A 25,009-nucleotide genomic window follows, 5' to 3' on the forward strand; every position below is an offset into this window, starting at 1 on the left:
GGGCTGCCTCAGGCGGCCGGGATCGACGGGACCGACGGGGCGGTACTGGCGATGTGGCTCACGAGGTCGCCGACCGTCATGGCCAGGATCTCCTCCATGTCCTTCTCGGCCAGGAAGGCGATCAGGTCCACCCCTGACCCGTACCGCTGCTGGAGCAGCTCGGCGAGCGCGACGAACTCGATGCTCTCCAGTGCCAGATCCTCGTTGAAGGTGGTGTCCGGGCCGACTTCTTCGACGAGGAGGAACTCGTCGCCGACGATCTCGACGAGCATGGCGGTGATCTCGGCGAGTATCCGTTCGGCCGTGGGGTCAGATGCCATGGCTGGCCTCCGTGGGGTCGGGGGTGGCTGGGCTGGTGGATACGGTCCAGGCCACGACGTGGGGCGTGGCGTCGTGGTGGACCGTGCTGGTCCGGACGGTGTGGCTGCGGCCTTGCGGAGAGGCCACGCGCAGCCCCGTGGGTCCGTGGGTGACGGTCCACTGCCGCGGTCGGCCGCCGAGGCCCGTCCCCTCCGCCTTGGCGGCTGCCTCCTTGGCGCACCACAGCGCGGTGAGCGCGTGCGGCGGCGGGATCCGCTCCCGGGCCGCGAGGTGCTCGGCGAGACGGCGCTCGTGGGCGGTGAGCGCGATACGGCTGAGCGCGCCCGGGTCGTCGGTGACCGCCTCGATGTCGATGCCGACGGCGTCGATGGGATGCGCGTACGCGACCGCCAGCAGGTCCTTGTGGGCGAGCGACAGGTGCCACCCGGCCGCAAGCGGGCCCTCCGGCCGGGGGCGGCCGTGGTCGTCGTTGCCGACCGGGACCTCCACGGGGAACAGGGGTCCGGCCCCGGCGTCCCACAGAGCGTGCCGGAGCGCGTCCTTGGCGGCGATCCTCCCGAGGAGCCACGCCCCGCGGGCCCGTGGTGGGCGGCTCTCGTACGCCGCCCGCTCGGCGGCACCCAGATACCGCCGCATCACCAGCTCCTGCGAGGCCGGGTCGCCCCAGCGGCGCCTGGCCAGGCACCAGCCGCCCGGCTGGGGTTCGCCGATGCCTTGGATCTCGGGGGTGAACTTCATCGGCCACACCCGTTCGTCGGCGGCGAAGCGCCGGTACGTCCAGCCTTCCAGGCGAGCCCACAGCAGGCCGTCCGGGCCGACGAGTTCCACGTCTCCCTGTACGGAGTCCGGCCGCACGGCGCGGATCCGGGCGGTGGCCCGTACCAGCGTGCCGTCCGCCGGGGCCGACCCGTACAGGCGCACCCGTCCCAGCGACGCGGGGAAGACCAGCCGGTCGGTCGGCAGGCGCAACTGCATCCAGTGGCCGAGCAGTTGTCCGGCGGCGTCCAGCAGGGCGCCCGGCGCGGGCAGGGCACGCAGCACGCCCCGGATGCCGTCGTCCGCGACCGCGCTCACCTTCTGGACCCCGGCGAAGGCCCGGCCGTGGAACATCCACCGGTCGCGGTAGAGGGCCTCGGCGCTGACGGGCGGCGGTCCCTCCCGGGTCAGCGGCGCAAGGCCGGGAGCGGGGCGGGCCGGATACCGGCCGGCGACGACGACGGTGGCGGTCGCGCACCCGGCGATCTCCACATGGACACGGCCGCCGCCGGAGGGATCGGGCACCGCGCTGATCTCCGCGTCGACGGGTGGAGCCACGGGCAGCCAGCGCAGTGCCCGTACGTCGTCGAAGCCGGTCACCGTGCGCCCGGGCACCGCCTCGCGGGCGGCGTCGGCGGCCACTTCGAGGAGCGTGGTCATCGGGACGACCGGGAAGCGGTCCGAGACGTCGGGCCAGGTGTCGGGCTGGAGATAGAGACAGTGGTCGCGGACGTACGGCATGGTCTCCAGGGACAACCGCCGCCGGATGCGCCGTGGCGTCGCAGGGGCCGGCGGGGTCGGTCGCCCGGTGAGCGGCGCCGCATGACAGGCGTCGGCGATCGTGCGTGCCGCCTCCGCCGTGTCCTCCAGCACCGCGCCGAGCGCTGCCGCCAGCGCCGGGCGATCCATGGCGGGCAGCCGGGCGGCCCGGGCCGTGCCCGTAAGGGCCAGGCCAGGGACGAGGCCGTCCAGGTGTACGAGCTCGGACCCCAGGTCCAGGCGTACGAGCCCTGGGCCGGGGGCGGGCGGGTCGGGCACCGCGGCCACCGCGGTACCCGACCCGGGCACCGCGGCCACCGCGGCCGGTTCCGCCAGGCGCTCCCAGCGCGGGTGCAGGCCCTCCGTCCACAACGCCGCCGCGAGACGGCGCAGTTGGTCCAGACCGCCGACGCCGCGGGGGGCGCCCGCGGAGACGGCGAGGTGGTCCCGGCCGTGCAGGGTGTCCGCCACGAAGCCGGGAAGGCTGCCGGGGCCCAGTTGGACGAAGGCCCGCACCCCTTCCTCGTACAGCCGGGTCGTCAGCTCCCGGAAGCGCACCGGCTCCAGGAGGTGGCGCAGCACCACGTCCCGGACCTTGGACGGGTTCGGGGGGTAGGGGGAGACGGTGGTCGCCGACCAGACGGGGACGGCGGGCTGCCGCAGGGGCAGTCCGGCGAACGCGGCGCGCACCTGGCCGAGGTACGGCGCCCACATGGGCGTATGGAACCCCGACCGGAAGGGCAGTTCGTGAGCGAGCACGCCTTGGTCCGCCAGCCGGTCCAGCGCTTGGGACACGGGACCGGGCTCCCCGCACAGCACCGACTGGTGCGGGCAGTTGTCATGGCTGACGGCGACTCCGGCCAGCCCGTGCAGTGCGTCGGCGGCCTGCCGAGCACCGCAGCCGAGCGCCGCGTACACCAGGTCGGGGACGTCGAGACCGTCCGGGCGGAGTGAGTCGAGGAACGTGTCGACGGCCTGCCTCGGATACATCCCGGCCACCACCATGGCGGTCCACTCGCCGAGGCTGTGACCGGCCAGCAGGTCGGCTTCGATGCCCAGTTCGGACAGTGCGCGGGCGAAGAACCGCCCGACGGCGATGGCGTCGACCGCGCGCTCCACCAGCGTGTCGCCGCCGGTCAGGGCGGGCGCCGACAGCCCGAGGCGGTAGGCGACGTCGTCGACGTGCGGCGCGAAGTCCGGCTCGAGGCCGGGGAAGAGGAACGCCACGCGTGCGTCCCGCGCCTCACCCGCGAGCAGCGGGCTCGGCGAGAACCACACGCCGCCGCGCCCGCGCCACGGCCGGCCACGGGCGATCACCGCCGCGGCCAGGGCGCGGCGCTTCGGGGTGAGCCCGAGGACGGCGAGGCGACAGGGCCCGTCGGACGACGGAGACGCCGGAAGGTGACCCGAGAGGGGCGACGCCGCCAGGAGACGACCGAGTTCGCCGGGCGTCGCGGCGGCCAGCAAAGCCACGCTCGCATGGCTCGGTTCGGGTGCATGGCTCGGTTCGGGCGCATGGCTCGGTTCGGGCGCATGCCTCGCACCGGGCGCATGCCCCGCACCGGGCGGCGCGGCGGCCGTGGTGCCGGCGCTCAGGCGCTCGGGCGAGGGGGGCGGTGGATCGGGCGCGGCTGGGCCCGGGGCTTCCTCCAGTACCACGTGGGCGTTGATCCCGCCGAAACCGAAGGCGTTCACGCCCGCCCGGCGGGGCCCACGACCCGGCTCCCAGGGTTCCGCCGCCGTCACCGGCCGCATCCGTGTCCGCGCGAAGCCCTCGTGCGGATCGTCGAGGTGGAGTGTCGGCGGCAGCGTCCTGTCGTGCACGGCGAGAACGGCCTTGATCAGCCCCGCCATCCCCGAGGCCTGCATGGTGTGGCCGAGCATCGACTTCACCGAGCCCATCGCGACGGGTTCCGCGCCGGCCGGCCGTGGGCCGAATACCTCGGCCAGGGTGGCGAGTTCCGCCGCGTCACCGACCGGGGTGCCGGTGCCGTGCGCCTCCAGCAGACCGAGCGCGCCGGGGGCGGCCGGGTCGAGGCCGGCCTGCGCCCAGGCCTTGCGCAGGGCGCGTACCTGGCCGTCCACCAGGGGGCTCATCAGGCTCGCCGCCCGGCCGTCACCGGCCACCCCGGTCCCTCGTACGACGGCGTAGATCCGGTCGCCGTCGCGTTCGGCGTCGGCCAGGCGCTTGAGGAGGACGACCCCGGTGCCCTCGGACAGCAGTGTGCCGTCGGCGCGCCGGTCGAAGGGGCGGATGTGCTGGCTCGGGCTGAGCGCCCTCAGCTGGGTGAAGACGCTCCACAAGGTGGCGATGTGGCAGTGGTGGACGGCCCCGGCGACCACCAGGTCGCAGCTGCCGCCCGCCAGCAGACCGGCGGCCTGCTCGACGGCGAGCAGGGAGGAGGCGCAGGCGGCGTCGAGGGTGTAGGCGGGTCCCCGGAAGTCGAGGCGGTTGGCGGTCCTGGCGGCGGTGAAGCTCGGTACGAGGCCGATGGACGCTTCGGGAAGCTCGGGGCCGAGGCGGGCCTGGAAGGCCGCGCGCACGCCCGCGATCCGGTCCTCGCCGAGGTCCGGGGCGAGTTCGCGCAGGGTCGATGCGAGCTGGTGGGCGGTGCGGACGCGCTGGTCCAGGCGGGCGGTGGCCACGCCCATGAACCCGCCGCGGCCGAGGATGACACCGATCCGGGAGCGGTCGGCGGGCAGGCGCGCCTCACCACCGGCGTCGGCCACGGCGTCGGCGATGACGCGCAGGGCGAGCAACTGGTCGGGCTCCGCCCCGGCGACGGCGGCGGGCATGATGCCGAAGCGGGTCGGGTCGAAGGCCGCGAGGTCGTCGATGAAGCCGCCGCGCCGGCAGTAGAAGCGGTCGCTGCGGCCGGGGCGCCCACCGGCGCCGTGGGAGCCGTCGGAGCCACCGGGGCCACCGGGGCCACCGGAGTCACCGGGGCCGTCCGGGTCGTAGTAGACCTCGGGGTCCCAGCGTCCGGGCGGTACGTCGGTGATGGCGTCCCTGCCCGCGAGGAGGTTGCTCCGGTACGCGGCCAGGTCGGCGGCGCCGGGGAAGAGGGCGCCCATGCCGATGACGGCGGCGTCGGTGGGGCGGGGGCCGCGGCGCGGGTCAGCCATGGCGGGTCTCCGCCGCCATGAGGACGACCTGTCCCTCCGTGCCGTACGCCAGTTCGGCGAGGAACGCGGCGGTTCCCGCGTCCGGGTCGAGGAGCGGGATGCCGCGGCTCGCGTACATCCGTTCCAGTTCCGGGGTCACCATTCCGCCGGCCTCGGCCGCCCAGGGGCCCCAGTCGATGGCGAGGACGCGGCCCGGGAAGCGACGGGACCAGGCGGTTGCCAGGGTGTCCAGGGCGTCGTTGGCGGCCGCGTAGTCGGCCTGGCCGCGGTTGCCGAAGACGCCCGCGACACTGCCGAAGAGGACGAGGAAGCCGGGGGCCGGGGTGTCGCCGTGGTCGGCGGCGGCGGTCGCGAGGTGCCGTGCGCCGTCCACCTTGGTGGCGAAGACCCGCGCGAAGGACGCCGGGTCCTTGTCGCACAGCAGCCTGTCCTGGAGGGTTCCGGCGCCGTGCACGATCCCGTCGAGGCGGCCGTGACGTGCGCGTACGTCGTGGACCACGCCGCGTACCGTACCGGCGTCGGTGACGTCCGCCGCGTGATAGCGCACGGAGGCCGCGACCTCGCCGAGCGCGGCGAGGGTGGCGCGGACCTCGCGGGCGGCGAGGATGCGCGACGCGGCGGCCTCGATGTCGGCGGGGGTGCGCAGACCCTGCCGTACGAGGGCCGCGCGCAGGGTCACCCGGTCGTGGGCATGGGCGACGGCCGGGTCCTCGGTGTCGCCGGGGAGGGGCGTGCGGCCGACGAGCTCGATGTGGCAGCCGGTGGCGCGGGCCAGGGCTATGGCCGCACGGGCGGTGATGCCGCGGGCTCCGCCGGTGAGCAGCACCACCGCGTCACGGCCGAGCGGGAGCGGGAGCGGCGGCGCCGGTTCGGCGGCGTCGGGCAGAGCGGCGGGGAGCGGCGCCGGGACGGTACGCAGCGTGTTGCGGGTGCCGTTGGTGTAGCCGACGGCCAACGGCTCGTCCGCCGCGCACAGTTCGGCGATCAGGTGCGCGGCGATGCGCTGGGGACGGTCCTTGGGGTCGACGTCCACGGCCCGGATCTCCGTACCGGGGTACTCGATCGCCGCGGTACGGGCGAAGCCGTACAGTCCCGCTCCGGGAATCGGGTCGGCCGAGTCGGGCGACGGCGCCGTCCGGCCGAAGGCTCCCCCGCAGCCGGTGACGATCAGCAGTCGACGGGTCCCGGCCACCAGGGTCCCGCGCAGGGCGTCGAAGGCCTCCGGGAGCACGGGGTCCCGGGCGGGGCGCAGCGCGCCGAGGTACACCACGCCGTCGGCTCCGGTGGCCTCCGCCATGCGGTGGGGGTGAACGGTCCGTACCTCGGCGCCCTGGGACTCCAGCGCGGCGGCGAGGGCCACGGCGACACCGAGGCCGTCGTCGACGACGGCGAAGCGCCGGCCGGGCAGCACCTCGGAGGGGTCGCGGGTCACGGGCGGCGCCACCGGGGTGACCTCGACCAGCAGGCGGTCGGGAGGTGCGGTACCGGTGCGGATGCCGGTGTCGGTGTCGGCGTCGGTGTTCTCGGGAGCCGGGTGCTCCGTGGCCGTGCTGCGTGCGACGATCCAGTCGACGACGCCTCGGATGGTCTTGAGCCGGGCGAGCTCCTCGACGGCCGACTCGGCCGGGCCGTCCGCTCCGCGCGGCAGACCGATCCGGTCGGCGAGGGCACCGATGATCTCCACCCGCTTGATGGAGTCCACCGACAGATCGGCCTCCAGGTCGAGGGCGGGGTCGAGCATCTCCCTCGGGTAGCCGGTGCGGACCTGGACGATCTCCAGTACGGCGTCCATGAGTTGGTCGGCGGTCCGGGGCATGGGCATCCGCGGGCGGGCGTCCTCGGCCTCCACGGGCGCGGGAGGCGGCACCGAGGCTTCCGGCGCGTACGCCTCCGGGGCGTACGCCTCCGGGGCGTACGTCTCCGGCGCGTGCGGCGACGGCACGGGCAGCGACGGCACGGGCAGCGACGGCGTGGCCTGCGCGCCCAAGTAGCCAAGCAGTACGTCCCGTTGCGCCGCGATCAGTTCGCGAGCACCGCGCAGGTACTCCAGTACGGCGTCCTCCCGCCGGTCCGCGGACGTGGCGGCGGCACGGACGGGCGCCACCCGCCGGGCCGGGAGGAGCCCGCCCGCGACGGGCTCGCCGTCCGCCGTCCGTACGAGGTGGCCGTCCACCAGCCAGCCGGCACGGCGCGGCGGCTGCGCGGGCAGGGGCACGGTGCGGTCCTTGAACAGGGGTACGGGGTCGATGTCGACGCCGGCCGCGACGAGTTCGGCCAGCGCCGTGAGCAGACGGGTCAGGCCGTGTCGGCCCGGGATGTCGAGGGGCACGGCGGTGTGCGGCCGGTCGCCCAGGATGCGGCCGACGAGGCCGCTGAGCACCCGGCCGGGGCCGGCTTCCACGAAGGTCCGCACCCCGGACGCGTACATGGCTTCGATCTGCTCGGTGAAGCGGACGGGCTCGGCGAGCTGCCGGGCCACCAGTTCGCCGACGGCCGCGGGATCGCCGGGGTAGGGCCGGGCGGTGGTGTTGGACCAGACCGGTACGGCGGGCGCCGCCACGGCAGTGCCGGCCAGCTCGGCGGCCAGCGCCCCGGTGGCGCCGGCCACGACCTCGCTGTGGAAGGCACAGGCGACCGGGAGGCGTTCGGCGGGGATGCCGGCCTCGCGCAGCGCGCCGATCGCGGCGTCGACCGCCGGGCTCGGCCCGGAGATGACGCTCTGGCGTGGCGCGTTGTGGTTCGCGAGGACGCAGCCGGACGGCAGCCGCGGAAGGCCGTCCGGGGCCGCGGACACCGCGGCCATCGCTCCCGGGTCGTTCCCGGCGGCGGTGAGGATCGCCTCGGCCCTGCGGGTGCTGAGCCGCAGCAGGGTCGCGGTGTCGTAGGCGCCGGCCGCCCGCAGGGCGACCAGCTCGCCGTACGAATGCCCTGCGGTGCAGTCGGGTCGGACCCCGAGCGAGGTGAGCAGCAGGTGGGCGGCGGAGCCGGCGAGGCCGAGGGCGGGCTGGGCGATGCGGGTGTCGGTGATGGCGGCGCGCTGGGCGTCCCGGTCCGCCGCGGTGAAGGCGGCGGGCGGGAACATCGCGGCGACGGTGCGCGGATCGGCGTCGTACAGCAGGGTCCGCAGGCGCGGGAACGCGATGAAGAGGTCGCTGAGCATGCCGGGGCGCTGGCTGCCCTGTCCGGGGAAGAGGAAGGCGACCTGTCCGGAAGCGTCTTCGCCCCGTACGTACACGCCGTCACCCGGCGCGAACTCCCCGGCCCGGTCCAGCTTGGCGGCCAGGTCGTCGAGGTCGGTGGCGACGATCGCCACCTGCACCGTGCTCTGGTCATCCAGGCAGGTCTCGGCGGCGAGGTCGCGCAGCGGCCAGGGGCGGCCGGCCGCGTGGTTCTGTTCCAGCCGGGCGGCGAGGCGGTCCATGGCGCGCCGGGCGGCCGGGCGGTCGGCGCCCCGGAAGCAGAACAGCTCGGCGGGCCAGGCGTCCAGCCCGTGGGCGGGGTCGTCGGCGTCCGCGTGGCCTGCGAGGACCGCGTGGTAGTTGGCGCCGCCGAAGCCGAAGGCGCTGACGGCGGCGACCCGACGGGCGGCGGGCGCGGTCCAGGGCCTGGCCTCGGTGTCGAAGAAGAAGGGGCTGGTGTCCGGCCGCCACGCGGGATTGGGGCTGGTCAGATGCAGGGTCGGCGGCCGTACGCCGCCGTGCACGGCTCGTACGGCCTTGATGAGCCCGGCCAGCCCCGCCGCGCACTTGGTGTGCCCGAGCTGCGACTTGACCGAGCCGAGCGAGCAGGCCCCGCCGGATCCGCCGAACACCTCGGTCAGGACGGACAGTTCGGTGCTGTCGCCGACAACGGTCCCGGTGCCGTGCGCCTCCACGAGGCCGACCTCACCGGGTGTGATCCCGGCCCGCCGGTAGGCGCGTTGCAGGGCTCGGCGCTGCCCTTCGGGGCGCGGTGCGGTGAGGCCGAGCGAGCGCCCGTCGCTGGACGCGCCGACGGCCTTGACGACGGCGTAGACGCGGTCGCCGTCGCGCTCGGCGTCGGCCAGGCGCTTGAGGACGAGGCAGGCGACGCCTTCGCCGAGGGCGATGCCGTCGGCGGCGGCGTCGAAGGGGCGGCAGCGGCCGGTGGGCGACAGGGCGCGTACGGAGGAGAACATCAGGTAGTCGTTGACGCCGTTGTGCACGTCGGCGCCGCCGCACAGCACCATGTCGCTGTCCCCGTCGCGCAGTTGCTTGCACGCCAGGTCGAGTGCGGCGAGCGAGGAGGCGCAGGCGGCGTCGATCGTGCAGTTGGCGCCACCGAGGTCGAGGCGGTTGGCGACGCGTCCGGCGATGACGTTCGCGAGGACGCCGGGGAAGGAGTCCTCGGTCAGCCGCGGCAGCTGTTCGTCCAGTTCGGGGGGCAGCTCGCCGAGGTAGCCGGGGTGGAGGGCGCGGAAGCCGTAGGCGCCGGCGAGGTCGGTGCCCGCCTCGGCGCCGAAGACGACGGACGTACGGGAGCGGTCGAAGTGCCGTTCGCCCGCGTAGCCGGCGTCGGCGAGTGCGCGGGCGGCGATGTCGAGGGCGAGCAGCTGCACCGGCTCGATGCTGCCGAGCGAGGTGGGCGCGATGCCGTGGGCGAGCGCGTCGAAGGGTGCGGCCGGCAGGAAACCGCCCCAGCGGGACGGGGTCCGTTCCCCCGCCCGGGCCGGGTCGGGGTCGTGGTAGACGGTGGCGTCCCAGCGGTCGGCGGGCACTTCGGTGACGGCGTCGGTCCCGGCGACGATGTTCGCCCAGTAGTCGGCGAGGTCGGCCGCTCCCGGGTAACGGCAGGCCATCCCGACGACGGCGATGTCGAGCGGGGCCTGGTCCGCCTCCGGCAGGGGCTCCCGGAGCCGCCGCGCGCGCTCGGCCAGCAGCGCCGTCGCGCCCTCGGTCACCTGGGCGTGCAGGGCGGCGACCGTGGTGGTGGCCGTGCGGACGGTGGCGATCTGGCCGAGCATGTAGAGGCCCTCGGCGCGCTGTTCCGCCTCGCCCACCGGAACGAGCCGCGCCCCGCTGCGGCGCAGGCCCTTGCTGGCGACGCGCAGCCGTCCGAGGTTGAGTTTCTCCAGCTCCTCCCAGACCTCGGCCGGGCTCGCACCGTCGTCGCGCAGTCGCCGCGCGGTGGCGGTGAAGGTGTCGGTGTACGGCGTGACGGCGCAGCGTGTCGCGTGGCCGGGGGCGGTGGGGAGCAGCGTGGTGGCGGCGCAGTCCAGGGCGGTGCGCTGGAAGCCGGGCAGTACGGCTCCGGCGTCGACGGCCTCCTCGGTGAACAGGTAGGCGGTTCCCATGAGGACGCCGATGCGCGCCCCGCGCTCGGCCAGCGGCCCGGCGGCGGCCGCGACCATCGCCGCGGAACGCTCGTCGTGGACGCCGCCGGCGAAGAGCACGTCGAGCTCGGCGGCGTACGGAACGGACAGCAGCCGCTCGATCTGCTCCTCCCAGAGCGGGAAGGCGGCGCGGGGACCGATGTGCCCGCCGCACTCGAGGCCCTCGAAGACGAACCGCCGGGCTCCGTCGGTCAGAAACCGGTCCAGCAGTCCGGGTGACGGTACGTGGAGGTAGGTCCTGGTCCCGGCCGCTTCGAGGGGCGCGGCCTGGGCGGGGCGGCCGCCCGCGATGATCGCGTACGGCGGTCGTGCCTCGGCGACGGCGGCGAGCTGTTCGCGGCGCAGCGCGTCGGGGGCGAAGCCGAGGAGTCCGACGCCCCAGGGCCGGCCGTGCAGGCGACCGGCCGTATCGGTGAGCAGCTCCCGCACCTCGCGGCCGTCCATCACGGCCAGCGCGAGAAAGGGCAGTCCGCCCGCGTCGGCCACGGCGGAGGCGAAGGCGGTCCGGTCGCTGACCCTGGTCATGGGCCCCTGGACCACGGGCGGACGCTCGCCGGGGCGCGGCCGGAGCGGCCTGGCCCGTACCGCCGCTTCGAGATGGTCGGTGATGGCCGCCCGCACGGCCTGGACGAGGGCGCCGGTGGTGCGGTACCGCGCGGCGAGGCGGGCGGCCGACGCCCCGTCCTGGCCGATGGGCAGCGCCTGGGTGTGCAGGCCGCGGGCGCCCAGCAGTTCGGCGATGTTCCCGTCCCGGGTGGTGATGTCGGGGCGGGTGTAGACGCGGTGACCCGCGACGACGGTGGTCTCGCTGCCGTCCATGGCGCGTATCGCGGCGGCGACCGCGGCGGGCAGTCGGGCCTGGCCCTCGGTGGTGAGCGCGAGCTGTGCGTCGAGTACGACGCCGGCGGCGCCGCCGGCCACGGCCGCGGCGGCCGTGTGCGGGCCGATGCCTCCGGCTGCCAGGACCGGCACGGTCACCGCGGGGTCGGCCAGCAGCCGTTGCAGCAGGACGAAGGTGGTCAGCTCGCCGACCCGGCCGCCGCCCTCGTACCCCCTGGCGACCAGCCCGGCCGCCCCCGCGCTGACGGCGGCCACGGCTTCGGCGGGGCTGACGACCTCCGCCCAGACCCGGCGCCTGCCGTTCGCCGCCGCCTTCCAGTGACCCGTACCAGTCCGCCACCAGGCTTCGGTGAGCAGCACGGTGTCCACGTCGTCGGGTAGCTCGTCCGGGCCGATCGGGCACCCGGCGGGTACGCGAACCCCGTACGCCCCCCGTAGTCCGGCCATCGCGGCCACGGCCCGGTCGCGGTCCCTGCCCAGGTCGAGCAGGCCGAGCGCGCCGGCGCGCTCGGCGGCCGCGACCATCCGGGGGTCGGGTTCCTCGAAGGGGCTGACCACGACGACGAGATCCCGGCGCGGGGGCCGGGCAGGCTGAGGGGTCATGTGCTCTCCTTGGGTTCCGGGCAGGGCCGGGCGGGGACGTGGGGAGCGGATGCCGCCCGGGTGCGGAGCCGGGCGGGGCAGCGGGGAACAGCGGGGGCGACGCCGGCGGTGCACCGCAGTGGTGAACGGCAGCGGGTGAGCGCAGCGGGTGAACGGCAGACGGCAACGGCACAGCAGCCGGCCGGGGCGGGTCCGGTGCGGCGGGGTGACGGTCGGTAACGCCGCCGTGCCGCGTTGCATCGTGCGGCGGCCGGTCCGCACTGTCAACGCAGATCCCCCTCCCATGCCGGACGGGTATGGAGTGGTACCGGCCAGGTGTCGACCGCCATGGGTTGACGGCCTTGTGTTCGCCTCGGTGCCCCTTACACCCTCAGGGCGCTGGGGCTACCGTCCGCACATGACCCCCACACTGCAGCAGCTGCGTTATCTCGTGGCCGTCGCGGACTGCCGTTCCATCACAGCCGCGGCGGGTTCCGTCTTCATCGCCCAGCCCGCGCTCTCCCGCTCCATCCAGTCCCTGGAGCGCGACTTGGGTGTGGAGCTCCTGGACCGCAGGGGGCGGGGAGCGACCCTCACCCCCGAAGGCGCCTGTGTCGTACGTCTGGCCCGGACCGTGCTCGACGCGGTGGAGGCGATCGAGGACATCGGCCAAGCGCACGGGAGCGGTGCGCGGACCACGTTGGTCGTGGCCGCCACCCCGACCCTCTCCCTCGACCTGGTCGCCGACCTCGTGCCCTCCTTCACCGAACGCCACCCCGGCATCGAGGTGCGGATGCTCCAGCACGACAGCCGTGAGGCGATCGTCCGGGCCCTGACGGACGGGGCGGCGGAGCTGGGGCTGGTGGATCTGCCGGTGGACAAGGAACTGTCCACTCATCACCTGGCGGACCGTGAGGTGGCGTTGATCTCACCGCCCGGCTGCGGCCTGCCCGACCCGGTGCCGTTCCGGATGCTGGGCGGGCTGCCGATGGTGCTGCCGACGCCCGGCACCGGTCGGCGCACGGAGCTCGAGGCGATGTTCGGCAGGCTCGGGGTCCGCCCCGAAGCAGCGGTGGAAGTCGACGAGCGGCTGGCCTGGGTGACCAGTGTGGCGGAGGGGCGCGGATCGCTGATCTGGTACCGGGACATGGCGGTACGGGCCTTCGGCAACCGCGTGGAGGTCCGTTCCTTCACTCCGCCGCTGCTGCGTGCCATCGGCATCGTGCACCCGCGCGGCCCGCTCGGCCGCGCAGCGCGTTCGTTCCTCTCGCACGCCCGTCACAACGCGCCGGTGCGGGAGCCGGCGAGGTGAGTCCACCCGGTCGCCATGCCCGCCGGGTATCGGCTCATGCCCAATGGGTGTGCGGTGCGCGCTTGGCCCTTGGAGCGCCCGCCGTCACATTGTGCGCATGTTCCGATACGTGACCCGGCGCCGTACGGCGGCGCACACACGCATGTCCCTGGCCACGGTGGCGACGACGACCGTCGCCATGTTGTCGGCCCTCCTGTCGCCGGCAGCGGCGGCGGCAGCCGCGCCGGAGCGCGCGTGCACCCTGCCCGCGGGCCTGGCCGAGCTCAGCGGCCTGGCCATGAGCACCAAGCATCGGGGGGTCTTCTACGCCCTCAACGACAGCGGGAACACCAACCAGGTGTTCGCCGTCGACTGCAGCGGCCCGACGGGGACGCTCAAGGCGACGTACACGCTCGGCGGCGCGACCAACACCGACTGGGAAGCACTGGCCGTGGGCACGGACCCGCAGGGCAGGCCGCTGATCCACGTCGGCGACATCGGCGACAACTTCAGCGGCCGCGCGGAACTCACCGTGTACACGTTCCCCGAGCCCGACCAGCTCGTGACCGGCACGGTGACGCCCACCGCCCTGCGCTTCGCCTACTCCGACGGGAGGCACGACGCCGAGTCCCTCCTGGCCGACCCGAAGACGGGTCAGCTGTACGTCGCCACCAAGCTGATCGGCGCGGCGGGCCGGCTCTACAAGGCCCCGCTGCCACCTCAGCCCGGCCAGGTGAACACCCTCACGCCCGTCCGCCCGGGGCCGGTCTTCGCCACGGACGGCGCCTTCTCCCCCACCGGCACGTCCTACGCGGTGCGCAGCGGCGGCCCGCTGGGCGCCGACACGGCGTACGTCTACGCCGCCTCGGGCACGAAACTCGCCGAGGTCGCGCTGCCGTCCCAGCCCCAGGGCGAGACCCTTACGTACGCCGACTGCTCGACGTTGTTGGTGGGTTCGGAGAACGACAGCCAGCTGTGGCGCGTCCCCCTGCCGCCGGAGGCCACTCCGGACTGCGGTGTCACTCCGCCGCCGCCTCCGCCGGGCGGGGACCTGAAGGTGACCGACCCGGGCGCCCGGACCTGCGCGTTCAACCAGAGCTGCACGGTCCAGATCACCGCGACCGGCGGCAAGGCACCCCTCAAGTACGCCGCGACCGGCCTGCCGTTCGGCCTCTCCATCGACGCCGCGACCGGCCGCATCACCGGCAAACCCTGGCAGGTGGGCACCCTCCGGGTCACGGCCACGGTCACCGACTCCACCGGGGCCTCTGCCACCGCCGCCTTCCCCCTGACCGTCAACTGGTTCTGAGCCGGACGGCCGGCACGGCAGGGCCGGCCGCGCGTCCGGGCAAGGCGGGTTTTCCTTACGTGGCCCGGCGCCCCCCCGCACTTCGAGGAGCTCGACCCCGGCGGCCGATCGCTTCTCGCTGCCCTGTCGCAGTGAAGGTTGAGCAGCCTCATCGAGGTCTGCGTGGCTTTGACGGACAGCCGGCTTTGCCGGGAGCTGCGCGGCGGCGGATAGCGTGCGGGCATGACGATGACGAGGAAGCGGCGGGTGCTGTACCGGCAGGGCACTGGGTTCTGGCGGATGACGGCGAAGTGGGTTCTGGTCTTCGGGGCCCTGTACCTGTTGGACGGCGGGCTGCTCCGATCGTGGGGTGACGCTCTGGTCTGGCCGCTGATCGGGATCCTGCTGTGGGCGCCGTTCGGGATCGGCGTCGTCTGGTATCCGAAGAAGGACCAGCGGGTCACCTTGACGACGCGTGAGCTGCGTGTACGGCGCAAGCGGCTGCCGATGGAAAAGGTGAACCTGCTGCACGTGGCGCGACTGTGGCTGGAGGGGCGGTCGACCGCGGACGACCAGCCGGTGCTGGAGTGGACACGGTTCGACCGGGTGGTGTGGGTGCCGCTGCGGGACGGCCGGGCGGTCGGCGTGGAGTTTCGCGACCCGGCCGCCTTCGCCAAGGTTTTCGGCGCCTTCGCGGTCGCGGCGTGCGGCGGGCCGGAAATCGTCCGCGCGAGAGCCACAGCGGCAACATACCCGGAGCCGCGCCCGATGCGGGCTGCCCGCTCCTCCGACGACGGCTCCTGGCTGGATGTCCTGGACATCTTCAGCTGAGAGCCGGAAGTGCACGGTACGGGGCAGCGGTCCGTCAGGGGGCGCGGAGAACTGCACAGGGGCCGGCATTCTCGACCAGCTGCCCTGGGAGGCGTTTGGCACAACCACCTCCTGCTCTGCTTGCCGAACCTGACTGCACCACCGAGCATGCGCCTGGCCTGCACCGGAACCTCTCGCCCCCTGACAGCGGAAGAGCCCCGGGCTGGGTCGGGCCGCTGCGACAACGCTTTGACCTGCGTACTTGACCTTCGGTGAGACGAAGTGCGATCCGTCAAGCTTCAGTAAAATCCGCTCAATGTCGGTGCGACAGGACACGCATCCTCGACGAGACGTGCCTTCCGAGGTCTCGGAACGGTATTTCGGCACTGCGGTGCCCGCATTTCATCGGTTCGCCGACGTACGTGCCGGTACCGTAACCACGGCGGGATCACCGACCGGTGAACGCCATGTCAGCCCCGCCACCTGCCCCGCATTCGCGCTCTGGACCGGGGCACAGGTGCGTCTGGTCCACGCCTCAGGCCGCCTTCCTCCAGACGTTCATGCTCAGTTGCAGGAAGGCGGTTTCTCGTAGGGTCGTCTGCTTGACCTGGATCGCGAGGACCGCGATGTCGCCAGAGGCGTTCTTGACGCAGAGATGGGTGCCGTCGTCCGCCGCCGCGAGCGACCAGGTGCGGTATGCGGAGCCGATGGCGCCGCTGAGGAGGTGACGGCAGGCGTCGAGGGAGGCAGCCTTTCCGTTGAAAAGCTGCACGAACACGCTGGTGTCGCTCTGCAGCGCGCAGTCAGCGTCGTCCTCGCAGTCGAGGCGGATGTCGCCCGTGCGGTCCTCGCGCAGCATCGGCTCGCGCAAGCTCAGGGAGTTCTTCTCGTTCAGCCACACGGGGGACCGCACGACGGCTCCCGGCGCCGGGGAGGCGTTCGGGGCAGGCTGCGACGCCCGGGGGGCGCCGCCGGCGGTCGGCGGGGTGCTTGACGGCGGCGCCGTGGACCGTGCCGACTTCGTCGCGCCGGGTGTCGAAGCGGGTGTGTCCGCCGCCCGCTCGCCGAGGCCGAACCGGTGCCCGGCGAGCCAGGTCACGCCCGTCAGCACCAGAGCGCCCGCCGTCACGGCCGCGGCCGTGGTCAGCGCGGTACGCCGTCCGGGCGCCCACCGCCGGGCGGGCCTCAGCAACAGCGTCGCGGCCGCGTTCGACGAAGCCACGGGGGTGGGGACCGGGCCAGGAACGGTCGCCTCGGGTCCTGTGACCTCGCGCCAGACGGCCGGCCCGGCGCCCGCGTCGGCGTCCGTGTCCAGTCGACGTCGGCACCACCTGACGACCTCCGCCAGCGTGGCCCGCTCCCCCGGATCGGGCGCCAGGCACCGGGCGATCAACGGGCGCAACGGCTCGGGCAGCCGGGAAAGGTCGGGTTCCTCGTGCACGATCCGGTACAGCACGACGGGCGCGATGCCGTCCCCGTACAGCGGTTCGCCCAGCGCCGCGAAGGCCGCCGTCTGGGCCAGTGCGAAGACGTCGGTCGCCGGGGTGATTTCACCGCCGATCGCCTGCTCGGGGGCCATGAAATGGGGTGTACCGACGGTGGAGCCGGTGGCGGTGTGCGAGGAGAGGTCGGCGGCGATCGAGATACCGAAGTCGATCACCCGCGGCCCGTCGTCGGCCAGCAGCACATTGGACGGCTTGAGGTCTCGGTGCACGACCCCCGCGGCGTGGACCGCCTGGAGCGCCTCGGCCACGCCGGCCATCAGCCACAGCACGGTGGACACCGGCAGCGGACCACGCCGGGCGACGGCCTCCGTGAGGGACGGCCCGGGCACGTACAGCGTGGCGAGCCAGGGGGGTACGCCGTCGGTGTCGGCGTCGATGAGTTCTGCGGTGTAGGCGCCCCTGACCCGGCGGGCCGCCTCCACCTCCCGGCGGAACCGTCGCCGGAAAGCCGGGTCGTCGGCCAGCTCCGGCCGCACCAACTTGATCGCCACCGGGCGGCCGCCCTGGGTGTGCGACAGGTACACCCGGCCCATGCCCCCCGCGCCAAGCCGGGCCGCGAGGCGGTAACCCGCCACGACGGGAGGGTCGTCCGCCTGGAGCGGCTGAAACACCTCGGTGGTGCTGCGCATAGGACTGTCGTCCCCCTGATCCCCAACCGGCCGACGGGCCGGCCCGGTACGGAAGCCTAAACGGGACGAGTGGGCCCCGCCGACCTGAGATGCTCGCCTCGATCCGGCTCTGGCTGCGCACGTGAGCCTCGCTCGTCGCTACTCCGGCCTGCGTTCCGCGTCATCCGGAACCCAGGGAAAGGGGACGTCAGGCCACCGTGCGCATGCCCATGCGTGGAGATCGACAGCGAGAACAGCATCCGTGAAGGCCTGCGGCGGTCGGTGGCCGTGAGCGGTGACGTAGCGCATGATCAGGAACGGAGCGGCGTCTGCGGCTCAGAACATGCCGTTGTCGTTGGCTGCCTGGGTGGGGATGTCCTGGATGACGTCCCAGTGCTCGACGACCTTGCCGTTCTCCAGACGGAAGAAGTCCGCCAGCGCACGTCCGGGGTTGTCCGGGTTGCCGGGTTCGAGGTCGAGGTGGGAGTGGGTGACCACCATGTCGCCCTCGGCGATGACCCGCTTGATGTCCAGGCGCAGGTCGGGGTATTCGCCGCGCAGCCAGGTCACGAAGCCGGTGAACGCCTCGGGGCCGTCCTGGGCGTCGGGATTGTGCTGGACGTAGACCGGGCCGAAGTGATCGGCGACGGCCTTCTCCGGATTGCCGCCGAACGCCGTCTGGTAATAGTCGACGACGACCTTCTTGTTCTGCTCAGGATTCGACACAGCTGCTCCGTTCAAGGTTCGGGGACTGCCTGCGGCCGGGCACACGGGTGGCGCCGGAAGGAGACCCTTCAAGGTTGAGGTGGAAGAGGCCCCGCGCCATGCACGACGGCCAGATGGGCGAGAGGCACGCAGCGGATCATCTGCTGGCATGATCGTCGTTTCGGGCCGGCCGGTGGGCGGGAAGGGACCGGAAGCCCGGGGGCGCGGGGAAGGCCCGCAGGCTCCGGCGGATGTGCTGCCGCCGAGAGGTCACGGCCTGGCGGGCGGGACGGCGCATGCGCCGTCCGGGCCGCAGACGGCTCCTGCCGGGGCGGCCTCGGTGAGCGGGCGCTCGGCCCAGGCGGTGTGCAGGGCCTGGGCGAAGGCGTCGACCGGCTGGCCTCCGGAGAGGGCGCAGCGGCGGTCGATGACGAAGAAGGGCACGCCGGTGGCTCCGAGGCGGGCGGCTTCCTGTTCGTCGGCGCGGACGGCGTCGAGGTAGGCGTCGGGGTCGTCCAGGACGCGGCGGGCCTCGTCCGCGTCGAGTCCGGCGCGGGTGGCGAGGTCGAGGAGGGCGTCGGGAGTGAAGATGGTTCGGGCCTGGGCGAAGTTGGCTTCGAAGAGCAGGTTCAGCAGCTGGTGCTGGCGGCCGTGTGCCTTGGCGAGGTGCAGGAGGCGGTGGGCGTCCAGGGTGCTGCCGACCTGGCGGTCGGTGCGGTAGGCGAGCCCTTCACCGGCCGCTGTTTTCGCGACCTGCTGGTCCATGCCGGGGCCCTGGGGGCCGAACTTGTCGGCCAGCATTTTGTGCACCGGCACGACGTGGGTCTTGTCGCGAGTGGGGTCGAGTTCGAATGAGCGGTGGATGACTTCGACCTGGTCGCGGTGTTCGAAGCCGGCCAGGGCCTTTTCGAAGCGGGCGGTGCCGATGTAGCACCAGGGGCAGACGATGTCGCCCCATATCTCTACGCGCATGGTCGTGCTGTTCCTTCGTCGGTGCGGGTGGCAGGGGTGTTGCGCTGTGCGGCGAGGGTCATGCGGCGAGGGCCTGCGTGACGGCGGTGAACAGCGGTGTGGTCGGCCGTCCCAGGAGTCCGCTCAGGTCGGCGGGGTCCTGGTGCTGGCGGGCCTGCGCAAGGGGCCCGCGCGCTTCAACGCCCTGCGTCGGCGCATCGACGGGGTCAGCGAGAAGATGCTCGCCCGGACGCTTCAGGCCCTGGAGCGCGACGGCTTCGTCAGCCGCGAGGTCCTCACCGCGATGCCCCCGAGAGCGTCAACTACTCCCTCACTCCCCTGGGCGAGACCACAGCCGACCACCTCATGGCCTTCATCGGCCACATCGAAGCCAACATGCCCGCAGTCCTCGCATCCCAGGAAAAGCACACCGCCACCACCCCGGCATAACCCCCCGGCTCACAGCCGGGCCCCCGCTTGCCGAAGGGCCACCCTGGGCGCCCTCGACCTACCGCTGTGGGCACAAGTGCCTTGCGGCGTCGTGGCTGGCTGCGGCATCGGGGTCGTCGCCGCCATTATGGGCGTCGCCGGCGGCGAGCTGCTGATCCCCACGATCGTGCTGCTCTTCGGCGAGGACATCAAAACCGCTGGAAGCCTCTCCCTGCTGGTCTCCCCGCCGACCATGCTCGTCGCCTTCGCCCGGAACAGCCGCGACGGCAGCTTCGCCGTCCTCGGAGCCAACATCTGCTTTCACCACGATCATGGCCGCAGGCTCCATCGTTCGGCGCCGTACTCGGCGGACTCCTCCTCGGCGTATTCCTCGACGTGGTCCTCATCCCCGTGCTGTCCGTGATCCTGCTCGTGTCTGCGGTCAAGCTCGCCCGGCACAACCACTGACACTTCCCGTGGCAGAACGACTGACGTTCTCGCGGCAGACGACAGTGGTGACGTTGCGCCGATTACAGCTCGTTCCCGAGCGCAGCTTCCTTGAGGAGCTGGCGGGCGAGGTCGCGTACCTCACGGCGGTTGTCTCGGAGATGTCGAAGATCGCGGCCAGGTGCGGGTCCTGGGGCATTGGGTGCCTGATCGTCCTGCGGATGTGGCAGCCGTTTTCACCAAGGCGCACTCCCCGTGGTGGATCGCCGGCGGATACGCGATCGAGCTCGCGGTCGGCCGTGAGCTGCGCCCGCACAGCGATCTCGACGTCTTTGCCCTCCGCCGCGACCAGACGCTCGTACGCGACCTCCTGGCCGACTGGGACCTGAACCGTGGCGGACCCGCCCGGCCAGGGGAAGCTGCGACCATGGCACCCAGGAGAGGCCCTTCAGTCGTCGCTCCACGACATCGGTGCCGACGCACGCCCGAGGCGCCCTGGTCTGTACAGCTCATGCTGGACGAGGCCGAGGGCACCCAGTGGGTCTCACGGCGCGAATCGGCGATCCGGCTCCCGATCGACCGGCTAGGGCGAACCAGCGAGACGGGTATCCCGTATCCCGCACCCGACGTGCAGCTCTTCTACTTCTGAGCCGCCAATGATGACCACCAGCGCCGCGTACCCACCGCACATCCGACGGCGTCATTGCAAGGTGCCCCGGCTCGCAAGGTCCGGCGCATCCCCAGACCGCGCCGACCGCGGGCGGTTCGGCACCGTCAGCCCGCCCCATGGCGGCACTCTGCCGATGGGACATCGCCGGCGGTAGAGTTCGGGGATATGAACAGACGGGCCCCGACGTTGGAAGATGTGGCGCGGGAGGCGGGGGTGTCCCGTGCGACGGTGTCGCGGGTCGTGAACGGCGTGCGCAACGTCGATCCCGACATCCAGTATCTGGTCCGTCACGCGATCGAGCGCACCGGTTACACGCCCAACCGCGCGGCGAGGTCGCTGGTCACCCGGCGAGCGGAGACCGTGGCCCTCATCGTCTCCGGGGCCGGGGACGCCTTCGCCGCCAGGGTTTTCGCCGACCCCTTCTTCGGGCGCGTGGTGAGCGGCGTCGTGGGGTACCTCCGAGCCCGCGCGATGCACCCGGTGCTGCTGTTCGCCGAATCGGAGGCGGCCAGGAAGCAGGTGGTCGACTACGTGCGCCAGGGCAGCGCGGACGGGGTACTGGTGGTGTCGATCCTGGCCGACGACCCCCTGCCAAAGATGCTCCTCTCCGCTCGGATACCCACCGTGCTCTTCGCCCGTCCAGCCCGGACGGCACCGATCAGTTACGTCGACCTGGACCACTATGCCGGGGGTGGGCTGGCCGGCGCTCATCTGCTGGCCCGCGGTTGCCGGCACATCGCGGCGATCAGCGCCCCACCGGAGCTCCCCGCCGGCCAGGACCGTCTCGCCGGGTTCCGCGACGCTCTGGCCCGCGCCGGCCGGCGGCAGGCCCCGGTCGTCGAGGGCGCCTTCACCCTGGACAGCGGTGCGGCGGCGATGACCGGGCTGTTGCGGGAGCATCCCGAGGTGGACGGGGTGTTCGCGGCCAACGACCTGATGGCACAAGGGGCTTGTCAGGTCCTCCGTGAGCAGGGCAGGCGGGTGCCGGAGGACGTCGCGGTCATAGGCTTCGACGACTCGAGCATCGCGGTGACGTGCCGGCCGCCCCTGACCACGGTGCGCCAACCCGTGGAGGAGATGGCCGCGACGATGGCCAGGCTCCTGAACGAGCAGGTTCAGGGTGCGCGTACCGAACCCGGGACCGTGATCTTCGAACCGGAGCTGGTCGTACGGGAGTCCGCCTGAGGTGACCGGCGGCAGGCCGCCGGTCACACCTCCGCTGTCACTTCCGCGAAGCTCCTGCCGGTGCGCGCCTGTCCGCCGGCGGGAGCCTGTCCCGCCCTCTGCGCCGCGGATCAGGTATGGGCCTGTCGGTGGGCACGGATGATGTCCGCGTACTGGCGGCCGCTCGACTTGATGGTGCGTGCCTGCGTCGCGTAGTCGACGTGGACGAGCCCGAAGCGCTTGTCGTAGCCGTAGGCCCATTCGAAGTTGTCGAGGAGCGACCAGGCGTAGTACCCGGCGAGCGGGGCGCCCTTGCGCACGGCACGGGCGCAGGCGCTCAGGTGCTGTTCCAGGTAGCGGGTCCGCTCGGGGTCGTCGACGGTACCGTCGGGACTGACGGTGTCGGAGAAGGCGGAGCCGTTCTCGGTGACGTACAGCCGGCGTACGCCGTAGTCGTCGGTGAGCCGCATCAGGAACGCCTCCAGGCCGTCGGCGTCGATCTGCCAGTCCATGCCGGTGCGGGGTACGTCGGGCAGGCGGACCTCGCGGGCGTACGGGACGGGGCCGGCCGGGTCGTCGGCGACCGTGACCGGGAAGTAGTAGTTGAGGCCGTGCCAGTCGAGCGGGACGGCCATCGTCTCCAGGTCGCCCGGGCGTTCCGGCAGGTCGACGCCGTAGAGCTCGCGCATGTCGGCGGGGAAGCCCCGGCCGTGGACCGGGTCGAGCCACCAGCGGTTGGTGTGGCCGTCCATCCGGGTGGCAGCCGCGATGTCCTCCGGCCGGGTGGACGCGGCCTCCACGGTCGAGTGGTTGGTCACGAGCCCGACCCGGGCGCCCGGCGCTGCCGCGCGGATCGCCTGCGTGGTCAGTCCGTGCCCGAGGAGCAGGTGGTAGGAGGCGTGCACGGCGGCGGTCAGGTCGGTGAGGCCGGGGGCCATCCGGCCTTCGAGGTGGCCGATCCATCCGGAGCACAGCGGTTCGTTCAAGGTGGCCCAACGGGTGACCCGGTCGCCCAGCCGCCCGGCGACGACGGAGGCGTAGGCGGCGAGGTGCTCGGCCGTGTCGCGGATGGTCCAGCCGCCGCGGTCCTGGAGGGCCTGGGGAAGGTCCCAGTGGTAGAGGGTGATGTTCGGGGTGATGCCGGCGTCGAGGAGGCCGTCGACAAGCCGGTCGTAGAAGTCGAGGCCGGCCGGGTTGACCGGGCCGTCGCCGGCGGGCAGGATGCGCGGCCAGGCGATGGACATGCGGTAGGCGTTGGTGCCGAGGGATCGCATCAGGGAGATGTCCTCGGGCCACCGGTGGTAGTGGTCGCAGGCTTCGTCGCCGTGGTCGTCGTTGTCGACCTGTCCCGGGGTGTGGGAAAAGGTGTCCCAGATCGACGGTGCCCGGCCGTCCTCGGCGACGGCGCCCTCGATCTGGTAGGCGGAGGTGGCCGTGCCCCATACGAAGTCGGGGGGAAAGGCGGCGAGGTCTATCGAGTCGGACACAGAGGGCCTCTCTGGGGTGATCGCAGGGATGGGGTGAGGGAGGGGGTCTCGGCGGCTACTTGACGGCACCGGCGGTCAGCCCGGTGACGAGGTAGCGCTGGAGGAGGAGGAAGCCGACGACGACCGGGAGGCTCACGACCAGGGAGGCGGCCATGACCTGGTTCCAGTACACGTCGTTCTGGGTGGAGTAGCCCTGGAGGCCGACGGCGAGGGTCCGGGTGGTGTCGTTGGTCATGACGGAGGCGAAGAGGACCTCGCCCCAGGCGGTCATGAAGGCGTAGACCGCGACCGCCACGATGCCCGGGACGGCAGCCGGCACGATGACCCGGAAGAGGGCGCCGAGCGGCCCGCAGCCGTCCACCTTGGCCGCCTCGTCCAGGTCACGGGGCACCGAGTCGAAGTAGCCGATCAGCATCCAGATGGAGAAGGGCAGGGAGAAGGTGAGGTAGGTGAGGATCAGGCCCGCGCGGGAGCCGAAGAGGGCGATTCCGGTGGCGTTGCCGATGTTGACGTAGATGAGGAACAGCGGCAGCAGGAAGAGGATGCCGGGGAACATCTGGGTGGAGAGCACCGTGACCGTGAAGACCCGCTTGCCGCGGAAGGAGTAGCGGCTGACGGCGTAGGCCGCGAACACGGCGATCGTGACGGAGCAGACGGTCGCCGCCCCGGCCACGATCAGGGAGTTCATGAAGTAGTCGGCCAGCGGAACGGTTTCCCAGATGTCGAAGTACGGGCGGACGGTGAGGCCCGAGGGGATCCACTGGAACGTGCCGGACACGTCCTCCAGTGGCTTGAGCGAGCTGGAGACCATCACGTACACCGGCAGCAGCACGAAGCCGGTGAGGAGCGTCAGGAAGATCCGCCGGCTCCAGAGGAAGGACCGCGGGGCGGCCATCGGGGAGCGGACCGGCCGCCGGGAGTGGCTAGGCATCGGTGGCCTTCCTTCCTCGGGAGGTGAGCAGGAGGTAGGCGCCTGTCACCACGAGCAGGAACAGGAGCAGGAGGACCGACATGGCGGAGCCCGCGCCGAAGTTCCAGGTCTGGAACGAGGACTGGTAGATGTGCAGGGAGATGAGGTCCGCCGCCTCGGGTGCCGCCTTGCCGAAGAGGACGAAGGGGGTGTTGAAGTCGTTGAAGGTCCACAGGAACAGCACCAGCACGAGGACCTGGTTGACCGGCCGCAGGGACGGCAGGGTGATGCGGCGGACCTGCTGCCGGATTCCGGCACCGTCGAGGGCGGCGGCTTCGTAGATCTCCCGGGGGATGTTCTGCAGCCCGGCCATGATGATCAGGAAGGCGAAGGGCCAGCCCTTCCACACGGAGACCACGAGCAGTGTGACGAAGCTGTTGTCACCGATCAGCCAGAACGGCGGGCTGTCGGTGAGCCCGAGCTGGTCGTGCAGCACGTGGTTCACCAGGCCGTTGTCGCGCTGGAACATGAACGCCCAGGTGATGACGGCGGCGTAGACCGGCAGCGCGTACGGGACGAGGAAGAGCGTGCGCAGGAAGCCCCGGCCGCGGAAGCTCTCCTGCATGAAGATGGCGGCAGCCGCCCCGAGCAGCCAGCACAGCCCGACCGAGAACAGGGTGAACAGGCACGTGGTGAGGAAGGACTCCAGCAGCGCCTCGCCCACGGGGGCGTTGAAGTCGACCGCGAGGGAGTAGTTGTCGAACCCGGCCCAGGGCGCGGTGCCCCAGTCGCGGATGTAGAACTGGGTGAGTTCCTTGAAGCTCACGACGATGCCGATCACCATCGGCACCAGGTGGACCAGGAGTTCGAGCAGGAGGGCGGGGAGCAGCAGGAGGTACGGCAGGCCGATGCGGCGCAGCCGCCCGGAGCGGCGCGTACGCGGTGCCGCTCCGGGGGAGGTCTTCCGTGCCGTCCGCTCGCCCGTGCTGGAGGCAGCGGTGAGGGTCATC

Annotated in this window: 15 protein-coding genes and 1 pseudogene; 7 read left to right on the top strand and 9 right to left on the bottom strand. The window is 72.8% G+C overall.

What is annotated here, in order from left to right:
- Nucleotides 1-8 precede the first annotated feature (8 nt).
- From BKD26_RS31070 to BKD26_RS31080, 3 genes are read right to left on the bottom strand one after another with little or no spacing between them, the layout of a single operon-like run.
- Complete coding sequence (locus BKD26_RS31070) at nt 9-320, bottom strand: phosphopantetheine-binding protein (protein ID WP_084905185.1); 312 nt, start codon at nt 318-320, stop codon at nt 9-11.
- The gene (locus BKD26_RS31075) at nt 310-4,962 is read right to left on the bottom strand and encodes a type I polyketide synthase (RefSeq protein WP_107418046.1); all 4,653 of its coding nucleotides are present in this window, start codon (nt 4,960-4,962) and stop codon (nt 310-312) included. The genes BKD26_RS31070 and BKD26_RS31075 overlap by 11 nt, the downstream gene beginning before the upstream one ends.
- The gene (locus BKD26_RS31080; protein WP_084905187.1) at nt 4,955-11,755 is read right to left on the bottom strand and encodes a type I polyketide synthase; all 6,801 of its coding nucleotides are present in this window, start codon (nt 11,753-11,755) and stop codon (nt 4,955-4,957) included. Before BKD26_RS31080 ends, BKD26_RS31075 begins: the two co-directional genes overlap by 8 nt.
- Nucleotides 11,756-12,152: 397 nt before the next feature.
- Between BKD26_RS31080 and BKD26_RS31085 the strand changes: the two genes are divergently transcribed.
- The 3 genes from BKD26_RS31085 (at nt 12,153) to BKD26_RS31095 (ending at nt 15,144) form a co-directional block, all read left to right on the top strand.
- Nucleotides 12,153-13,046, top strand: coding sequence for a LysR family transcriptional regulator (locus tag BKD26_RS31085; RefSeq protein WP_179166766.1), 894 nt, complete (start codon nt 12,153-12,155; stop codon nt 13,044-13,046).
- Nucleotides 13,047-13,143: 97 nt separating this feature from the next.
- The gene (locus BKD26_RS31090) at nt 13,144-14,334 is read left to right on the top strand and encodes an Ig domain-containing protein (RefSeq protein WP_241518931.1); all 1,191 of its coding nucleotides are present in this window, start codon (nt 13,144-13,146) and stop codon (nt 14,332-14,334) included.
- A gap of 222 nt (nt 14,335-14,556) precedes the next feature.
- The gene (locus tag BKD26_RS31095) at nt 14,557-15,144 is read left to right on the top strand and encodes a hypothetical protein (RefSeq protein WP_084905191.1); all 588 of its coding nucleotides are present in this window, start codon (nt 14,557-14,559) and stop codon (nt 15,142-15,144) included.
- Nucleotides 15,145-15,658: 514 nt separating this feature from the next.
- On the opposite strand, the gene BKD26_RS31100 is transcribed toward BKD26_RS31095, so the two are convergent.
- From BKD26_RS31100 to BKD26_RS31110, 3 genes are all read right to left on the bottom strand, one after another.
- On the bottom strand, nt 15,659-17,257 hold the full coding sequence (locus BKD26_RS31100; protein WP_084905193.1) for a serine/threonine-protein kinase: 1,599 nt from the start codon (nt 17,255-17,257) through the stop codon (nt 15,659-15,661).
- A 315-nt stretch (nt 17,258-17,572) separates the two neighbouring features.
- Entirely contained in the window at nt 17,573-17,962 is a 390-nt protein-coding gene (locus BKD26_RS31105) for an ester cyclase (RefSeq protein WP_107418048.1), read from the bottom strand.
- Between the two features lie 249 nt (nt 17,963-18,211).
- Nucleotides 18,212-18,913, bottom strand: coding sequence for a DsbA family oxidoreductase (locus BKD26_RS31110; protein WP_084905197.1), 702 nt, complete (start codon nt 18,911-18,913; stop codon nt 18,212-18,214).
- A gap of 73 nt (nt 18,914-18,986) precedes the next feature.
- Between BKD26_RS31110 and BKD26_RS31115 the strand changes: the two are divergent.
- The 4 genes and pseudogenes from BKD26_RS31115 to BKD26_RS31130 all read left to right on the top strand — a co-directional run bounded on the left by BKD26_RS31115 (nt 18,987) and on the right by BKD26_RS31130 (nt 21,623).
- A pseudogene (locus tag BKD26_RS31115) lies at nt 18,987-19,342 on the top strand (helix-turn-helix domain-containing protein).
- 91 nt (nt 19,343-19,433) lie between these two features.
- Nucleotides 19,434-19,745, top strand: a complete 312-nt coding sequence (locus BKD26_RS31120; protein WP_241518932.1) for a sulfite exporter TauE/SafE family protein — start codon at nt 19,434-19,436, stop codon at nt 19,743-19,745.
- 246 nt (nt 19,746-19,991) lie between these two features.
- Entirely contained in the window at nt 19,992-20,417 is a 426-nt protein-coding gene (locus BKD26_RS31125; protein WP_241518933.1) for an amino acid transporter, read from the top strand.
- A gap of 186 nt (nt 20,418-20,603) precedes the next feature.
- Nucleotides 20,604-21,623 carry a LacI family DNA-binding transcriptional regulator gene (locus tag BKD26_RS31130; protein WP_084905199.1) on the top strand — a complete coding sequence of 340 codons (1,020 nt, stop codon included), beginning with the start codon at nt 20,604-20,606 and terminating at the stop codon, nt 21,621-21,623.
- 110 nt (nt 21,624-21,733) lie between these two features.
- Here the strand turns inward: BKD26_RS31130 and BKD26_RS31135 are convergent, their stop codons facing one another.
- From BKD26_RS31135 to BKD26_RS31145, 3 genes are read right to left on the bottom strand one after another with little or no spacing between them, the layout of a single operon-like run.
- Nucleotides 21,734-23,089 carry a GH1 family beta-glucosidase gene (locus tag BKD26_RS31135; RefSeq protein ID WP_084905201.1) on the bottom strand — a complete coding sequence of 452 codons (1,356 nt, stop codon included), beginning with the start codon at nt 23,087-23,089 and terminating at the stop codon, nt 21,734-21,736.
- Between the two features lie 55 nt (nt 23,090-23,144).
- Nucleotides 23,145-23,984, bottom strand: a complete 840-nt coding sequence (locus BKD26_RS31140; RefSeq protein ID WP_084905234.1) for a carbohydrate ABC transporter permease — start codon at nt 23,982-23,984, stop codon at nt 23,145-23,147.
- 28 nt (nt 23,985-24,012) lie between these two features.
- Nucleotides 24,013-25,008 (bottom strand): sugar ABC transporter permease, encoded by a 996-nt coding sequence (locus BKD26_RS31145; protein ID WP_084905236.1) that lies wholly within the window; start codon nt 25,006-25,008, stop codon nt 24,013-24,015.
- Between the last annotated feature and the right edge of the window lies 1 nt (nt 25,009).

The sequence above is a fragment of the Streptomyces sp. CB03238 genome, assembly GCF_002099185.1.
Classification (GTDB): domain Bacteria; phylum Actinomycetota; class Actinomycetes; order Streptomycetales; family Streptomycetaceae; genus Streptomyces.